This window comes from Stenotrophomonas sp. GQ19 (genome assembly GCF_059758695.1).
In genome coordinates, this window is the sequence record NZ_JCAXES010000011.1 from 22,639 (window position 1) to 37,089 (window position 14,451).

The 14,451-nt window shown below is 66.7% G+C and carries 12 protein-coding genes and 1 tRNA gene; 2 read left to right on the forward strand and 11 right to left on the reverse strand.

The genetic code is table 11. The annotated features are described in order from the left end of the window. Nucleotides 1-61 precede the first annotated feature (61 nt). Nucleotides 62-137: transfer RNA gene (locus AC6CHL_RS17830), tRNA-Thr, on the reverse strand. Nucleotides 138-284: 147 nt separating this feature from the next. Between AC6CHL_RS17830 and treA the strand changes: the two genes are divergently transcribed. Beyond that, nucleotides 285-1,913 carry an alpha,alpha-trehalase TreA gene (gene treA, locus AC6CHL_RS17835; RefSeq protein ID WP_498295598.1) on the forward strand — a complete coding sequence of 543 codons (1,629 nt, stop codon included), beginning with the start codon at nucleotides 285-287 and terminating at the stop codon, nucleotides 1,911-1,913. Nucleotides 1,914-1,931: 18 nt separating this feature from the next. On the opposite strand, the gene AC6CHL_RS17840 is transcribed toward treA, so the two are convergent. From AC6CHL_RS17840 to murJ, 7 genes are all read right to left on the reverse strand, one after another. Continuing rightward, nucleotides 1,932-2,651, reverse strand: coding sequence for a lysoplasmalogenase (locus tag AC6CHL_RS17840; RefSeq protein ID WP_498295599.1), 720 nt, complete (start codon nucleotides 2,649-2,651; stop codon nucleotides 1,932-1,934). Continuing rightward, the gene (locus tag AC6CHL_RS17845) at nucleotides 2,648-4,531 is read right to left on the reverse strand and encodes a M61 family metallopeptidase (protein WP_498295601.1); all 1,884 of its coding nucleotides are present in this window, start codon (nucleotides 4,529-4,531) and stop codon (nucleotides 2,648-2,650) included. Before AC6CHL_RS17845 ends, AC6CHL_RS17840 begins: the two co-directional genes overlap by 4 nt. Nucleotides 4,532-4,680: 149 nt before the next feature. Next, the gene (gene ispH, locus AC6CHL_RS17850) at nucleotides 4,681-5,631 is read right to left on the reverse strand and encodes a 4-hydroxy-3-methylbut-2-enyl diphosphate reductase (RefSeq protein WP_038689676.1); all 951 of its coding nucleotides are present in this window, start codon (nucleotides 5,629-5,631) and stop codon (nucleotides 4,681-4,683) included. Nucleotides 5,632-5,686: 55 nt separating this feature from the next. Beyond that, nucleotides 5,687-6,193 (reverse strand): signal peptidase II, encoded by a 507-nt coding sequence (gene lspA / locus AC6CHL_RS17855; RefSeq protein ID WP_128095195.1) that lies wholly within the window; start codon nucleotides 6,191-6,193, stop codon nucleotides 5,687-5,689. Continuing rightward, nucleotides 6,193-9,024, reverse strand: coding sequence for an isoleucine--tRNA ligase (gene ileS / locus AC6CHL_RS17860; protein ID WP_498295603.1), 2,832 nt, complete (start codon nucleotides 9,022-9,024; stop codon nucleotides 6,193-6,195). The genes lspA and ileS overlap by 1 nt, the downstream gene beginning before the upstream one ends. Continuing rightward, nucleotides 9,021-9,968: a bifunctional riboflavin kinase/FAD synthetase gene (locus tag AC6CHL_RS17865; protein ID WP_038689681.1), complete on the reverse strand. Its 948-nt coding sequence runs from the start codon at nucleotides 9,966-9,968 to the stop codon at nucleotides 9,021-9,023. Before AC6CHL_RS17865 ends, ileS begins: the two co-directional genes overlap by 4 nt. Nucleotides 9,969-10,043: 75 nt before the next feature. Continuing rightward, a complete protein-coding gene (gene murJ, locus AC6CHL_RS17870) occupies nucleotides 10,044-11,648 on the reverse strand; it encodes a murein biosynthesis integral membrane protein MurJ (RefSeq protein WP_313244696.1) in 1,605 nt (534 codons plus the stop codon). 116 nt (nucleotides 11,649-11,764) lie between these two features. Between murJ and rpsT the strand changes: the two genes are divergently transcribed. After that, nucleotides 11,765-12,034 carry a 30S ribosomal protein S20 gene (gene rpsT / locus AC6CHL_RS17875; protein ID WP_019184515.1) on the forward strand — a complete coding sequence of 90 codons (270 nt, stop codon included), beginning with the start codon at nucleotides 11,765-11,767 and terminating at the stop codon, nucleotides 12,032-12,034. A 289-nt stretch (nucleotides 12,035-12,323) separates the two neighbouring features. Here the strand turns inward: rpsT and obgE are convergent, their stop codons facing one another. The 3 genes from obgE to rplU all read right to left on the reverse strand — a co-directional run bounded on the left by obgE (nucleotide 12,324) and on the right by rplU (nucleotide 14,170). Further along, nucleotides 12,324-13,376: a GTPase ObgE gene (gene obgE, locus AC6CHL_RS17880; RefSeq protein ID WP_038689686.1), complete on the reverse strand. Its 1,053-nt coding sequence runs from the start codon at nucleotides 13,374-13,376 to the stop codon at nucleotides 12,324-12,326. A gap of 200 nt (nucleotides 13,377-13,576) precedes the next feature. Continuing rightward, a complete protein-coding gene (gene rpmA, locus AC6CHL_RS17885; protein WP_038689688.1) occupies nucleotides 13,577-13,837 on the reverse strand; it encodes a 50S ribosomal protein L27 in 261 nt (86 codons plus the stop codon). A gap of 15 nt (nucleotides 13,838-13,852) precedes the next feature. Continuing rightward, nucleotides 13,853-14,170, reverse strand: a complete 318-nt coding sequence (rplU, locus tag AC6CHL_RS17890; protein WP_038689690.1) for a 50S ribosomal protein L21 — start codon at nucleotides 14,168-14,170, stop codon at nucleotides 13,853-13,855. Between the last annotated feature and the right edge of the window lie 281 nt (nucleotides 14,171-14,451).

Below are 14,451 nucleotides of genomic sequence, written 5' to 3' on the forward strand. Positions count from 1 at the left end.
CCAACGGCCGTATCGCCCCAAACAAAAAGCCCCGACCAAGGCCGGGGCTTTCTGCTGTATCTGGTGCCGGAAATAGGAATCGAACCTACGACCTACGCATTACGAATGCGCCGCTCTACCAACTGAGCTATTCCGGCTGAGCAGGTAATTCTACGGTGGAGGCCCCCAAGCGGTCAATTGGCACCGCCCCGGCCCGCCATCAAGGGGCACGCACACACGCCCCACCCCACCAGGCGTTGACGCAAGGCCGCCTACAGTGGCCCTGTCCCGCTTGGAAGCCCCCGATGCCCGCCCGTTCCCGACTGACCGGCCTCATGCTGGCCGCCCTGCTCTGCACCGGCAGCGCCGCCGCCGAACCCGCCCGCCAAGCGCCCCAGCCACCCGACCAGCAATGGCAGCCGCTGTTCCAGCAGGTCCAGGGTGCTCACCTGTTCAAGGACCAGAAGACCTTCGCCGACGCCATCCCGCGCCAGGACGCCCATGCGCTGCTCGATCACTGGCAGCAGGCCCAGACGCAGCCGGGCTACACCCTGCCCGCCTTCGTCGCCGCCCAGTTCACGGTACCCGGCGATACGGCCGCCTACGTGCCGCCGGCCGGCGAAAGCCTGCGGGCCCACATCGATGGCCTGTGGCCGGTGCTGACCCGCACCACCCGCACTGTCGACCCGCACGGCTCACTGCTGCCGCTGCCCAAGCCCTACGTGGTGCCGGGCGGGCGTTTCCGCGAGGTCTACTACTGGGACAGCTACTTCACGATGCTCGGGCTGGCGTCCAGCGGGCGCTGGCAGCAGGTGCGCGACATGGTCGACAACTTCGCCTGGCAGCTGGACCAGTACGGGCACATCCCCAACGGCAACCGCAGCTACTACCTGAGCCGCTCGCAGCCGCCGTTCTTCAGCGTGATGGTGGATCTACTGGCCACCCACGAAGGCGATGACGCCTACCGCCGCTACCTGCCACAACTGCGTACCGAGCATGCGTTCTGGATGCGCGGTGCCGACGGCCTGCCACCGGGTGCAGCCAGCGAGCGCGTGGTGCGTCTGGCCGACGGCCAACTGCTCAACCGCTACTGGGATGCACGTGCGGTGCCGCGCACAGAATCGTGGACCGACGATCTGGCCACTGCGGCGCAGGCGCCACAGCGCGCGCCATCGCAGATCTATCGTGATCTCCGCGCGGGGGCGGAGTCGGGCTGGGATTTCAGCTCCCGCTGGCTGGCCGATCCGGCCGCGCTGGGCAGCATCCACATCACTGCCATCGTGCCGGTGGACTTGAACAGCCTGCTGTTCCATCTGGAAAAAACCGTGGCCCGCGCGAGCAAGGCGGCCGGTGACCGCGCTGCTGCACGCGATTACGAGCAGCGGGCGCAGGCGCGCCAGAAGGCGATCAATACGCTGCTCTGGGACGCTACCCAAGGCTGGTATGTGGATCGCGATATCGAGCGCGGTCAAACCCGCCCTGCCCTCACGGCAGCGGCCCTGTTTCCGCTCTGGCTGCAGGTGGCCACCCGCGCGCAGGCCCGGCAGACGGCAGCGGCGGTGGATGCGCAGTTGCTGCGCCAGGGCGGCCTGCTCACCACCACGGAGCGCACCGGGCAGCAGTGGGACGCGCCCAACGGCTGGGCGCCGCTGCAGTGGATCGCCGTGGATGGGCTGCAGCGCTATGGCGAGAACACACTGGCGCGTCGCATCGGCACGCGCTTCCTGCACACCGTGCAGGCCGTGTACGACAGCGAAGGCAAGTTGGTGGAGAAGTACGTGGTGGACGGCTCGGCCGGCGGCGGCGGTGGCGGTGAGTACCCGCTGCAGGATGGCTTCGGCTGGAGTAACGGGGTGACCTTGGCGCTGCTGGACCGGCTGTGTCCGCCGCGACGTACGTGCGTCAGTGCACAGGATGTGGGCGCCGCAGACTGAGCTGCGGCGCAGCGGCGATCAACTTCCGCGCGTGCCGTGTGCGCCCGGAACCGACCGCGCAATGCCGTATTGCGCGGCGTAATACGTACTCAACACCAGCAGGCTGGCCATCGGCAACCCACCGCCGAAACGGTCCCAGGCCAGCAGGCAATCGCTGGCCACGAACAACACCGCGCCGCCCGCCGCCCACGCCGTGCTGCGCCGATCGATGCCGTGCGGTGCCGGCGCGCGCCAATGCCGGGCCAGCGCGAGGATCGCCATGACCGCCAGCACCACCACGTAGGCCAGGACCGGCACGCGCATGTCGGCCGGCAGGTGCGGCCACAACGCGATCAGGTTGCCCGCGGCGAACGCGCCCAGCAGCACGACCGCCACGCCCAGTCCGCGCCCGGCGTGGATGCCGGCGCGGAACGCGACGATGTAGCAGACATGCGCCAGCAGGAACGCCACCAGGCCCGGCACGAAGGCGTCCATCGGCAGCATCAGCGCGATGTCGCCGAGGCAGGAAAGGCCCATACCGGCCAGCACAGCACGGCGGTAGCCGGATGGGGGCAACGTTATAGAGGTGGCCGACACGCGGCCGACCCCACCGGCCTGCCATGCGATCGAAGCGATCAACAAGGTCGCCAGTGGTTTGGCCAACCAGTGCACCCAACGTCCATCGCCGTCCAGGCCCGCGCCGACAATGGCCGCGATGGCCACGGCCACGATGAGTAGATCGCGGCCGCGCGAGGTCATCGGGCTCTCCACAGCTCGGCCAGGCGATCAGGCTTGCCGGCGATGCGCTGCAGCGACGGGTACAGCAGGCCACCGTGGTAGTCCAGGCTCACCGTGTCGATGCGGTCGAAACTGCGCACCAGCAGGGTGATCGGCGCCTTGTCGGTCTTGGCGGCCGTCACTGCGTCTTTCAGTACATCGCCCTTGAACACGCGCCCGTTGACGGCCAACACCGTCATGCCCGGCGCCAGGCCGGCGTTGAACGCCGGGCTGTCCCACAGCACGTCGGTCAGCGCCCCGCTGTTGGCCACGCTGACGCCGAGCGAGTAGGTCAGGTTTATACCGGCGGCGCGGGTTTCCTGCGCCTTGACCGCATCGCTCGGGGTATCGGTGTAGACCAGTTTCCAGCCGGCCGCCTCCAACCCGCCGGTCAGCGATCCATGCCCGTCCAAGCGCTCGCGCAGGAAGCTGGCCCAGTCAAACGGCGCGATCCCGTTCAAGGTGCGCACCACGTCATCGAAGGTGTAGGGATGGACGTTCCAGTCGCCATCGTTCACGCCGAAGAACGCCTTGGCGAAATCGTCGAGGCTGCGCTTGTTGCCGGTCAGCGCGCGCAGCTTGCCTTCCACTTCCAGCCACACCATCTGGCCACCGGAGTAGTAGTCCTCGCTCAGCTGGTAATTGCGGAAGGCCAGCGCGCGACGCTGGGCGATGGTGGGATCGTTGGTGGTGTCCTGCAGCGCGCGCCACGCCAGGCCCGGTCGGCCGCGATCGTAGGTGGCCGCCACGTTGGCCAGGGTTTCGCGGGTCTGCTGCACGCTCCACAACCCCGAGCGCGCGGCCAGCACCTGGCCCCAGAACTGGGTCTGGCCTTCATACAGCCACAGCAGGCTGTCGCCCATCGGCACGTTGAAGTTGGGCGTGGACAGATCCGCACCGCGCCGGTACTTGCCATTCCAGGAGTGGTTGAACTCGTGCGGCAGCAGGTCGCGGCCCAGCCAGTTCTTGTCCCACTCGGTGAAATAGCCCGGTTCGGCGCTGTTCTCGCTGGAGCGCTGGTGCTCCAGGCCGATGCCGCCAAGCTTGCTGGTCAGCGCCAGCAGGAAGTCGTAATGATCAAAGTGGCGTGCGCCGTACAGCTTGTAGATCTGCTGCACCAGCGCGCGGTGCGCCTGCAGCTGTTCGGGCTTGGCGACCAGCGATTTGGCATCGTCGGCAAACACGTTCAGGCGCACCGGCACCTTGGCACCCGGATCCAGGTCGAACTGCTGGTAGTAGCGGCCGGCAAACAGCGGCGAATCGACCAGGTGATCGTAGCTGATCGGCTTGAACACCACGGTATCGCCGTCGCGGCGCTCGGTTTCCAGCGCAGTGGCGTAGTTCCAGCCCTTGGGCAGGGTCACGCTGGCCTGCGCCTGCAGGTTGCGGGTGATCACGCCGGCCGGATACAGCGAGTTGGCGTTCCACTGCAGGTTGAGCATTTCCGGGGTCATCACCACCCGGCCCTGGCTGCCGCCCTGCGAGGACAGGAACTTGAACTCGGCCACCACTTCGCTGGCACCGTCGGGCACATTCACCTTGAAGGCGTACACGTCGTACTGATCGCGCGTCCATTGCAGCGGCTTGCCGTTGGCGGTGACCACCAGCCCGGCCACCTTGTCGATCGGGCCACTGGGCGAATGCGCACCGGGCAGCCACTGCGGATACAGCAGGGTGAGCGGGCCGGGCTTGGCCGGAATGGTCGCCTTGACCTTGAAGATGCGCCGGCCGATGTCGCGCGCGTCCACCTCGATGCGGAGCACACCCGGCCAGGCAACATCCTGCGGGGGCGGCGTCTGCGCCTGTACGCCGGTGGCGGTGAGTGCCAGCAGCACGGACAGGACGGTGGTACGCATGTTCATCGGCAATGCTCCGGCGGTGATAGAGCCGATCCTAGCCCTCGTCACTGCCCTGCCCCATGGCCAAAGGTCATGCGTGGGGCAGCGGCCAGACTATGCAAAGCACGGGCGTCGCGCGTGGGTAGCGCCACGCCATGCTTGGCTGCGCCGCGTCAGCTGATCAACCGCAGCCGCAGTTCCTTGGGCAGCGCAAACACCATCGATTCCGGTTCGCCGTCGAGTTCGCCGATGCCGGTGGCACCGAGCTCCTTCAAGCGTGCGATCACGCCGTCCACGAGCACCTGCGGTGCCGATGCGCCGGCGGTCAGGCCGATGTGCTTCTTGCCCACCACCCACGCCGGGTCGATCTCGTGGGCGCCGTCGATCAGGTACGACTCCACGCCTTCACGGCGCGCCAGTTCACTGAGGCGGTTGGAGTTGGAGCTGTTGGGCGAGCCCACCACCAGCACCAGGTCGCAGCGCTGGGCCAGGTCGCGCACGGCGTCCTGGCGGTTCTGGGTGGCGTAGCAGATGTCGTCGTTCTTCGGCCCCTGCATCGCCGGGAAGCGCGCACGCATGGCCTCGATGATGCCGCGCGTGTCGTCCACCGACAGCGTGGTCTGGGTGGTATAGGCGAAGTTTTCCGGCTGCTCGATTTCCAGCGTGGCCACGTCTTCGACGTCTTCCACCAGGTAGATGCGGCCGGTGCCGCGCTCGCGGTTCCACTGGCCCATGGTGCCTTCCACTTCCGGGTGGCCGGCGTGGCCGATCAGCACCACGTCGCGGCCGGCGCGGCAATGCCGCGCCACTTCCAGGTGCACCTTGGTGACCAGCGGGCAGGTCGCATCGAACACCTTCAGGCCACGGCGCTCGGCTTCCTGGCGCACGGCCTGGGAGACGCCGTGGGCGCTGAAGATGACCGTGTTGTCGTCGGGCACTTCGTCGAGCTCCTCGACGAAGATCGCGCCGCGCGCCTTCAGGTCATCCACCACGAAACGGTTGTGCACGACCTCGTGGCGCACGTAGATCGGCGCCCCAAGGGTCTCGATCGCGCGCTTGACGATCTCGATCGCACGATCGACACCGGCACAGAAACCACGCGGATTGGCGAGCAACACGTCCATCGGTCAGATACTCCGGCCGGCACGCGGCCGGTTGATTGCAGGAAACAGGAGGGAATTATCCCGCTTTTTTCTCGGACTTGCCGTCGAACAGGCCAAACACAGCGATCCCGACCGCCCCGACCACGATCGCCGCGTCGGCGATGTTGAACGAGGGCCAGTAATGGTCGCCGATATGCCACTGGATGAAGTCCACCACGTGGCCGTGCATCAGCCGGTCGATGACGTTGCCGATCGCCCCGCCGATGACCAGCGCATAAGGCACCGCACTGCGCCAATGGGCGCGGGCGGTGCGCGACAGCCAGAACGCCATCAGGCCGCTGATGCCCACCGCCAGCGCGGTGAAGAACCACAACTGCCAGCCACCGGCATCGCTCAGGAAGCTGAACGCCGCACCGGTGTTATAGGTGCGGAACCAGTTCCAGAAGCCCTCGATGACCACCACCGGCTGGTACTCGGGCAGGCTGGACAGCACCCAGGCCTTGCTCCACTGGTCCAGACCGATGATCGCCACCGACAGCAGCAACCACACCAACGCATTGGGACGCGGACGGACGGCGCTCATCAGAACCACCGCCGATCTTCGCCGGCACCGTCGATGTTGGTCACGCAGCGACCGCACAGTTCCGGATGGCCCGCCACCGTGCCTACATCGGCACGGTAATGCCAACAGCGCACGCACTTGGTTTTTTCGGTCGGCTGCGCACTGACAAACACCTCATCGGTGGTCGCCGGGCGCACCTGCACATCGCCACTGATCAGCAGGAAGCGCAGTTCGTCAGCCAGCGGCTGCCAGCGGGCGGCGGTGTCCGCGTCGGCGGCCACGGTGATCTCCGCTTCCAGCGCCGCACCGATGGCACCGTTGGCACGCATCGGCTCGAGCACCTTGGACACCTGCTCGCGCAGGGCCAGCAGCTGGTCGAAATCGGCGGCGGTGAGCGGCGCGTCGGCCGGCAGCGGCGCCAAACCTTCGTACCAGGTGGCAAACAGCACGTTGTCCTTGCGTTCGCCCGGCAGGTAGCCCCACAGCTCGTCGGCGGTGAAGCTCAGGATCGGGGCGATCCAGCGGGTGAACGCTTCGGCGATGTGGTACATCGCGCTCTGCGCCGAGCGGCGGCCGCGCGAGTCCACCGGCATGGTGTACAGCCGGTCCTTGGTGACGTCCAGGTACAGCGAACCCAGGTCGACGCTGCAGAAGTTCAGCAGCAGCTGGACGATCTCGGCCATGGTGTAGCTGGTGTAGGCGGCCTTGATCTTCTCCTGCACCTCGAAGGCGCGATGCACGATCCAGCGGTCCAGCGCGACCATGTCGGCCGGCGCCACCAGGTGCCGGGCCGGATCGAAGCCGTCCAGGTTGCCCAGCAGGAAGCGCGCGGTGTTGCGCAGGCGCCGGTAGGCGTCGGCATTGCGCTTGAGGATCTCCTGCGACAGCGACATTTCATTGCTGTAGTCGGCCGAGGCGATCCACAGGCGCAGGATGTCCGCACCCAGCGTCTTCATGATGTCCTGCGGCTCGATGCCGTTGCCCAGCGACTTGGACATCTTGCGGCCCTTCTCATCCACGGTGAAGCCATGGGTGAGGCACTGCTTGTACGGGGCATGCTTGTCGATGGCCACGCCGGTCAGCAGCGAGGACTGGAACCAGCCGCGGTGCTGGTCCGACCCTTCCAGGTACAGGTCGGCCGGCTTGCCGAAGCCACGTGCCAGCAGCACGCCTTCGTGGGTGACGCCGGAATCGAACCACACATCCAGGATGTCGGTGACCTTCTCGTACTGCGCGGCGTCGTCACCGAGCAGCTCGGCGCTGTCCAGCGAATACCAGACGTCGATGCCGCCCTGCTCCACGCGGTCGGCCACCTGCTGCATCAGTTCAACGGTGCGCGGGTGCGGCTCGCCGGTTTCGCGGTGGGTGAACATCGCGATCGGCACGCCCCAGGTGCGCTGGCGGCTGATGCACCAGTCCGGGCGCCCTTCGACCATGCCGCCGATGCGCGCCTTGCCCCAGCTCGGGAACCAGCCGACGTTGTCGATGGCGGCCATCGCATCGCTGCGCAGGTTGGCCTTGTCCATCGAGATGAACCACTGCGGGGTGGCGCGGAACACCACCGGGGTCTTGTGACGCCAGCAGTGCGGGTAGCTGTGCACGATCTCGACGTCGGCCAGCAGCGCACCAGAGGCGCGCAGCACGTCCACGATCAGCGGCTGCGCCTTCCACAGGTGCACACCGGCCAGCTCGACATCGCCGGCCGGCGGGGTCGAGGGCAGGTACACGCCGCGGCCGTCGACCGGGTTGATCTGGCCTGCGTTGTACTGCTCCATCAGCCCGTACTGCTGGCTGACCACGAAGTCTTCCTGGCCATGGCCCGGAGCGGTGTGCACCGCACCGGTACCGTCTTCGGCCGAGACGTGCTCGCCGTTGAGCAGCGGGATGTCGCGGGTGGGATAGAACGGGTGGGCCAGCAGCAGGTTTTCCAGCGCCGCACCGGTGGCGTGGCCGTGCACGACCAGCCCATCGACGCCGTAGCGCTGCAGCGAACGCTCGGCCAGCGCGGCCGCCAGCACCAGCCAACGGCGCTTGCCGTTGTGGGCCGGGCCTTCGGCCAGCACGTACTCGATCTCCGCACCGAGGGACACCGCCAGCGAGGCCGGCAGCGTCCACGGGGTGGTCGTCCAGATCGGCACGGCCACCTCGACATCGGCCGGCACGGTCGCGCCGAAGCGCGCGGCCAGCTGCGCGCCATCACGCGCGGCGTAGGCCACGTCGATTGCCGGCGAGGTCTTGTCCTGGTATTCGATTTCCGCTTCCGCCAGGGCCGAGCCGCAGTCGAAGCACCAATGCACCGGCTTGGCGCCGCGCACGATGTGGCCGTTGGCGAACACCTTGGACAGCGCGCGGATTTCGTTGGCCTCGAAATCGAAGCTCAGCGTCTTGTACGGGTTGTCCCAATCGCCGATCACGCCCAGGCGCTTGAAGTCGCGGCGCTGCAGCTCGATCTGCTCTTCGGCGAACTCGCGGCACTTCTGGCGGAACTGCGCGGCATCCAGCTTGACCCCGACCTTGCCCCACTTCTTCTCGACCGCGATCTCGATCGGCAGGCCGTGGCAATCCCAGCCCGGCACGTAGGGCGCATCGAAGCCGGCCAGGTAGCGCGACTTGACGATGATGTCCTTGAGGATCTTGTTGACCGCATGGCCCAGGTGGATCTGGCCGTTGGCGTAGGGCGGGCCGTCGTGCAGCACGAACAGCGGGCGACCCTGCGCGTTCTCGCGCAGGCGGGCGTACAGGCCCTCGTCTTCCCAGCGCGACAGAATGCCCGGCTCGCGCTTGGGCAGGTCGCCGCGCATCGGGAATTCGGTTGCCGGCAGATGAAGGGTGGCTTTGTAGTCCTGGCTCACGCAGTGGCTCGCAATCTGTGTTCGGAAAGGATGTGACGCGCCTGTTCGGCGTCACGGTGCATCTGGTCGGTCAACGCAGCCAGATCTTGGAACTTCTCTTCATCGCGCAGCTTGGCGACGAATTCCACTTCAATATGACGACCGTACAGGTCGCCTTGGAAATCGAACAGGTGGGCTTCCAGCAGCGGCTCCACGCCGTCCACGGTGGGACGGGTGCCGAAGCTGGACACCGACGGCCACGGCTGGTCGAACACGCCGTGCACCCACGTAGCGTAGATGCCCGACAACGCCGGGGTCTTGGGGAAGCGCAGGTTCGCCGTCGGGAAGCCCAGCGTACGGCCCAGCTGGCGCCCACGCACCACCCGGCCGCCGATCGAGTACGGGCGGCCCAGCAGATCGTTGGCGTGGGTGAAGTTGCCTTCGCGCAGCAGCTGGCGGATGCGGGTGCTGGAAATGCGCTCGCCGTGCAGGTCCACCGGGTCGATTTCGCCCGCCGTAAAGCCCTGCTCCGCGCCCATGGCCTGCAGCAGCGCCAGGTCGCCGCGACGGCGGTTGCCGAAGCAGAACTCCGGGCCGATCCAGACTTCACGCGCACTCAGGCGCTGCACCAGCAGCTGCTGGACGAAGTCTTCGGGCTGCATGGCGGCCATGCGCGCATCGAAGCGCAGCAGGCCCACCGCATCCACACCCAGTTCGTTGAGCATGGCCACTTTGTCGCGGGCCAGGGTCAGCCGCGGCGGCGGCTCGCCCTGGGCGAAGTACTCGCGCGGCAACGGTTCGAACGCCACCGCCACGGCGGCCACGCCCAACGCGCGCGCACGCGCCACCGCATGCCGCACCAACGCACGATGGCCGAGGTGCAGGCCGTCGAATGCGCCGATGCAGACCACGCTTCCGTGCGGGAACAACTGCCCGCCTTCAATGCTTCTGAACAACCTGCTCATCAACTGGGAATCCGGCCCACCAGGGCCGATAGAGTGCAAGGGATAGCCATGAAGTATAGCCGGGGTGTCCACGGATCAATGCTCGCGCAGGTGCCGCGGGCGGAACCCCATCGCCACCAGGGCCACCAGGTAGGTCAGGCCGCCGCCGCCGACCAGCAGCGCGAGGTTGCCCATCCGGTGCCACTTGTCCATCTCGGTGAAGCCGGACATCCCGTGCAGCAGGCCCAGCAGCACCGCCACCATGGCCACGCAGGCCAGGGCCAAACGGGTCACATAGCCGCCCCAGCCCGGCTTGCGCTGGTACACATCGGTCTTGCCGAGCCAGTACCAGAGCAGGCCAAGGTTCAGGTAACTGGACAGCGCGCTGGCGATGCCCAGCGCCAGATGCAGGCCCGGCTGCTTGCCCAGCGCGACCCACACGCCCTGCGATTTCAGTTCATCCGGCACCATCACCTGGTACAGCACGGCCAGCAGGATGAAGTTGAAGACCATGTTGGCCACCAGCGCGGCGATACCGGCCCGGACCGGGGTGCGGGTGTCCTGGCGCGCGTAGAACGCCGGCAGTACCACCTTGAGCAGCGCGAACGCCGGCAGCCCGAAGCTCAGGCCGTACACCGACAGCGCGGTCATGCGGGTGTCGAAGGCGGTGAATTCCTTGTACTGGAACAGCGTGGCGATCAGCGGCTCGGCCAGCAGCACCAGGCCCAGCATGGCCGGCACCGAGATCAGCAGGGTCGTGCGCAGGCCCCAGTCCAGCGCGCTGGAGAAGCCGGCCTTGTCGGTGCTGACGTGATGGCGGGCCAGCGCCGGCAGGATCACCGTGCCCAGCGCGACGCCGAACACACCGAGCGGCAGCTCCAGGAAGCGGTCGGCCAGCGACAGCCAGGACTGCGAGCCGTCGGTCAGCTTGGCCGCGATCACCGTATCCAGCAGCAGATTGATCTGGGCCACCGAGGAGCCGAACAGGGTCGGCACCATCAGGGTGAGCACCTTGCGCACGCCCGGATGCCGCCAGCCCCAGCGCGGCAGGGTCAGCAGGTTGATGCCCTTCAGCGAGGGCAGCTGGAACAGCAGCTGCAGCAGGCCCGCTGCCAGCACCGCCCAGCCCAGGGCCAGGATCTGCTTCTCCGGGGTGCCGCCCAGCCGCGGGGCCAGCCACACCGCGCCGGCGATCATGCACAGGTTGAGGATGACCGGGGTCAGCGCCGGCATCGCAAAGCGCTGGAAGCTGTTCAGGGCGCCGCCCGCCAGCGCGGTCAACGACACGAACAGCAGGAACGGGAAGGTCAGCCGGAACAGGTCGACCAGCAGGCCGTGCTTGGCCGGGTCGGTGTCCACCCCGCTGGAGAACAGGGTCGCCAGCTGCGGCGCGAAGATCAGCGCCAGCGCGGTGACCAGCATCAACACGCCGCCCAGGGTGCCGGCCACCCGCGACATCAACTCGCGCAGCTCGGCATGGGGGCGGGTTTCCTTCACTTCCGTGAACACCGGCACGAAGGCGGTGGCGAAGGAGCCCTCCGCGAACAGCCGGCGCAGGAAGTTGGGCACCCGGAAGGCCACCCAGAAGGCATCGGTCACCGCATTGGTGCCGAACGTGGTGGTGATGACCTGGTCGCGAACCAGCCCCAACACCCGCGAAATCATGGTCATGCTGCTGAAAGACAGCAGACCCCGCAACATCCTTGGTGAACTCACCCGTGTTCCCTCTTGACAATTGACTTGACGTACATTTTTCGAGCCATCATACTTTCCAGCTTGCTGTTCCCATTACACCGATTTTTCAGGAAACCACCACTGTGGCCAATATCAAGTCCGCCAAGAAGCGCGCCAAGCAGACCGTCGTGCGCAACGCGCGCAATACGGCTCAGCGTTCGATGCTGCGCACCGCTGTCAAGAAGGTGATCAAGGCTCTGGATGCCAATGACGCCGCCGGCGCCGAGGCAGCCTTTGCTGTTGCCCAGCCGATCCTCGACCGTTTCAGCTCGCGTGGTCTGATCCACAAGAACAAGGCTGCTCGCCACAAGAGCCGCCTGACCGCGCGCATCAAGGCCATCAAGGCCGCCTGATACGGCGCTGCGGGTGTCGTAGAGCCACGCCCCGCGTGGCTTCGACCCAACCGCAGAAAAAGACCCGGCCCCGGCCGGGTTTTTTGTTGCCCGCAGAACCGTAGAGCCGGGCTCTGCCCGGCTGCCCTGCGCGGCAATATCGTGAACGTCGGACGCCAGCCGGGCAGAGCCCGGCTCTACGAGGCCATTCAAACGCAGCGTCCGCAAGACGAGGCCCTGCACACGCGGTGCGGGCGCACCACAGAAAAACCCGGCCGCAGCCGGGTTGTTCAGGGGCGCGCGGAGGCGCTCAGTACGCATCGCGCGCTTGCGCCTCGTCTTCCTTCTGGCGATCGAAGAAGGCCATGATGTTGGTCATGATCGGCCAGGTGCCTTCACGGCCCAGCGCCGAGACCAGGTACCACGGCTGGGTCCAGCCCAGCTCGGCGACGATCTTCTCGGCGGCGGCCTTGGCCTCGTCCTCGAACATCAGGTCGGCCTTGTTCAGCACCAGCCAACGCGGCTTGTCCAGCAGCTCCGGATCGTGCTTTTCCAGCTCGCGCTCGATCGCACGGACCTGCTCGATCGGCGAGACACCTTCCACGCCACCTTCCATCGGGGAGATGTCCACCAGGTGCAGCAGCAGGCGGGTGCGCTGCAGGTGGCGCAGGAACTGCGCGCCCAGGCCGGCACCGTCGGCGGCACCTTCGATCAGGCCGGGAATGTCGGCGATGACGAAGCTGCGGTAATTCTCAACGCGCACCACACCCAGGTTCGGGTACAGCGTGGTGAACGGGTAATCGGCCACCTTCGGGGTGGCGGCAGACACCGCGCGGATCAGGGTGCTCTTGCCGGCATTGGGGAAGCCCAGCAGGCCCACGTCGGCCAGCAGCTTCAGCTCCAGCTTGAGCAGGCGCTCTTCACCCTCTTCGCCCGGCAGCGCCTGGCGCGGCGAACGGTTGGTGGAGCTCTTGAAATGCATGTTGCCCAGGCCGCCGCGGCCGCCCTTGGCTACCAGCAGGCGGTCGTCGTGCTGGGTCAGGTCGCCGATGATTTCATCGGTGGCCACGTTCATGACCACGGTGCCAACCGGCACGGTGATGACCAGGTCTTCGCCGCCCTTGCCGTAGGCCTGGCGGCCCATGCCGTTCTCACCGCGCTGCGCCTTGAAGATGCGCTCGTGGCGGAAGTCGACCAGGGTGTTCAGGTTGGCGTCGGCGCGGATCCAGACGTTGCCGCCATTGCCACCATCGCCACCGTCCGGGCCGCCCAGCGGAATGAACTTCTCGCGACGGAAACCGACGCAGCCGTTGCCGCCATTGCCGGCGGTGACCTGGATTTCTGCTTCGTCTACAAGTTTCATGATTCTGGATGCCAACTGGAGGCGGCGGGCAGCGGATGCACCCGACCGCAGAGTCTAACGTCCCCGGTACGATCCGTGGACGGTGGCGGGAAGGATCCCCGCCCATGTTCGAACAAAAACAAAAAACAAAAACCCCGCCGAAGCGGGGCTTTCGTCAGCGGCCCCACGCGCTAGGCGTGGGCGCCTGCGTATCGCGAAGATCAGGCTTCGGCGACGACGCTGACGGTACGACGCTTCTTCGGGCCCTTGACCGAGAACTCCACCTTGCCGTCGACGAGCGCGAACAGGGTGTGGTCACGGCCGAGGCCAACGCCGCTACCCGGGTGGAACTGGGTGCCGCGCTGACGCACGATGATGTTGCCGGCATCGATGGCCTGGCCACCGAAGATCTTGACGCCGAGGTACTTCGGGTTGGAGTCGCGACCGTTGCGCGAAGAGCCTACGCCTTTTTTATGTGCCATGACTGGTTCTCCTTATTACTTGCTGCCACCGGCAATGCCGGTGATCTCGATTTCGGTGTAGTACTGACGGTGACCCTGGCGCTTCATGTGGTGCTTACGGCGACGGAACTTGATGATCCGGACCTTGTCAGCACGACCCTGGGACACGACCTTGGCAGTGACCGAAGCGCCGCTCAGAGCGTCGCCCAGCTTGATGCCATCGCTGTCACCCAGCATCAGGATGGTGTCGAACGTGATCTCGTTGCCGACTTCGACTTCGAGTTTTTCGACGCGGAGCGTTTCGCCCTGCGCCACGCGGTATTGCTTACCGCCGGTTACCAGTACTGCGTACATGACCAGACTTCCTCTGTAGTTATTGTGGTCTATGGACTGCTGCCATCGAGGGCAGACAGAAGCGGGATTTTAATGACTGGTAGTGGGTCGGGTCAAGTCACCCCCCGCCTTGCCCTGTCTGGGGCTGAATCCTGTTCAGGTAACGCCCCGGCAGGTCTCAGGCGGTGAGACCCGGGGCTGGCAATGTGCGCGATTGCCCCCAAATCCCAAGCTCGGTAGGCTGACCGATTGCCGTCTCCGCTTGCCCCACCCGCTTGCCGGCCCTCCGGGCCAGAGCCCCA

Excerpts from the sequence above, each read along its gene's own strand:
- lspA (WP_128095195.1), bottom strand. The coding sequence starts at position 6,193 with ATGAGCGCCGTCCGTCCGCGTCCCAATGCGTTGGTGTGGTTGCTGCTG.
- AC6CHL_RS17865 (WP_038689681.1), bottom strand. The coding sequence starts at position 9,968 with ATGAGCAGGTTGTTCAGAAGCATTGAAGGCGGGCAGTTGTTCCCGCAC.
- ispH (WP_038689676.1), bottom strand. The coding sequence starts at position 5,631 with ATGGACGTGTTGCTCGCCAATCCGCGTGGTTTCTGTGCCGGTGTCGAT.
- obgE (WP_038689686.1), bottom strand. The coding sequence starts at position 13,376 with ATGAAACTTGTAGACGAAGCAGAAATCCAGGTCACCGCCGGCAATGGC.
- rpmA (WP_038689688.1), bottom strand. The coding sequence starts at position 13,837 with ATGGCACATAAAAAAGGCGTAGGCTCTTCGCGCAACGGTCGCGACTCC.
- AC6CHL_RS17845 (WP_498295601.1), bottom strand. The coding sequence starts at position 4,531 with ATGAACATGCGTACCACCGTCCTGTCCGTGCTGCTGGCACTCACCGCC.
- treA (WP_498295598.1), top strand. The coding sequence starts at position 285 with ATGCCCGCCCGTTCCCGACTGACCGGCCTCATGCTGGCCGCCCTGCTC.
- rplU (WP_038689690.1), bottom strand. The coding sequence starts at position 14,170 with ATGTACGCAGTACTGGTAACCGGCGGTAAGCAATACCGCGTGGCGCAG.
- AC6CHL_RS17840 (WP_498295599.1), bottom strand. The coding sequence starts at position 2,651 with ATGACCTCGCGCGGCCGCGATCTACTCATCGTGGCCGTGGCCATCGCG.
- murJ (WP_313244696.1), bottom strand. The coding sequence starts at position 11,648 with ATGTTGCGGGGTCTGCTGTCTTTCAGCAGCATGACCATGATTTCGCGG.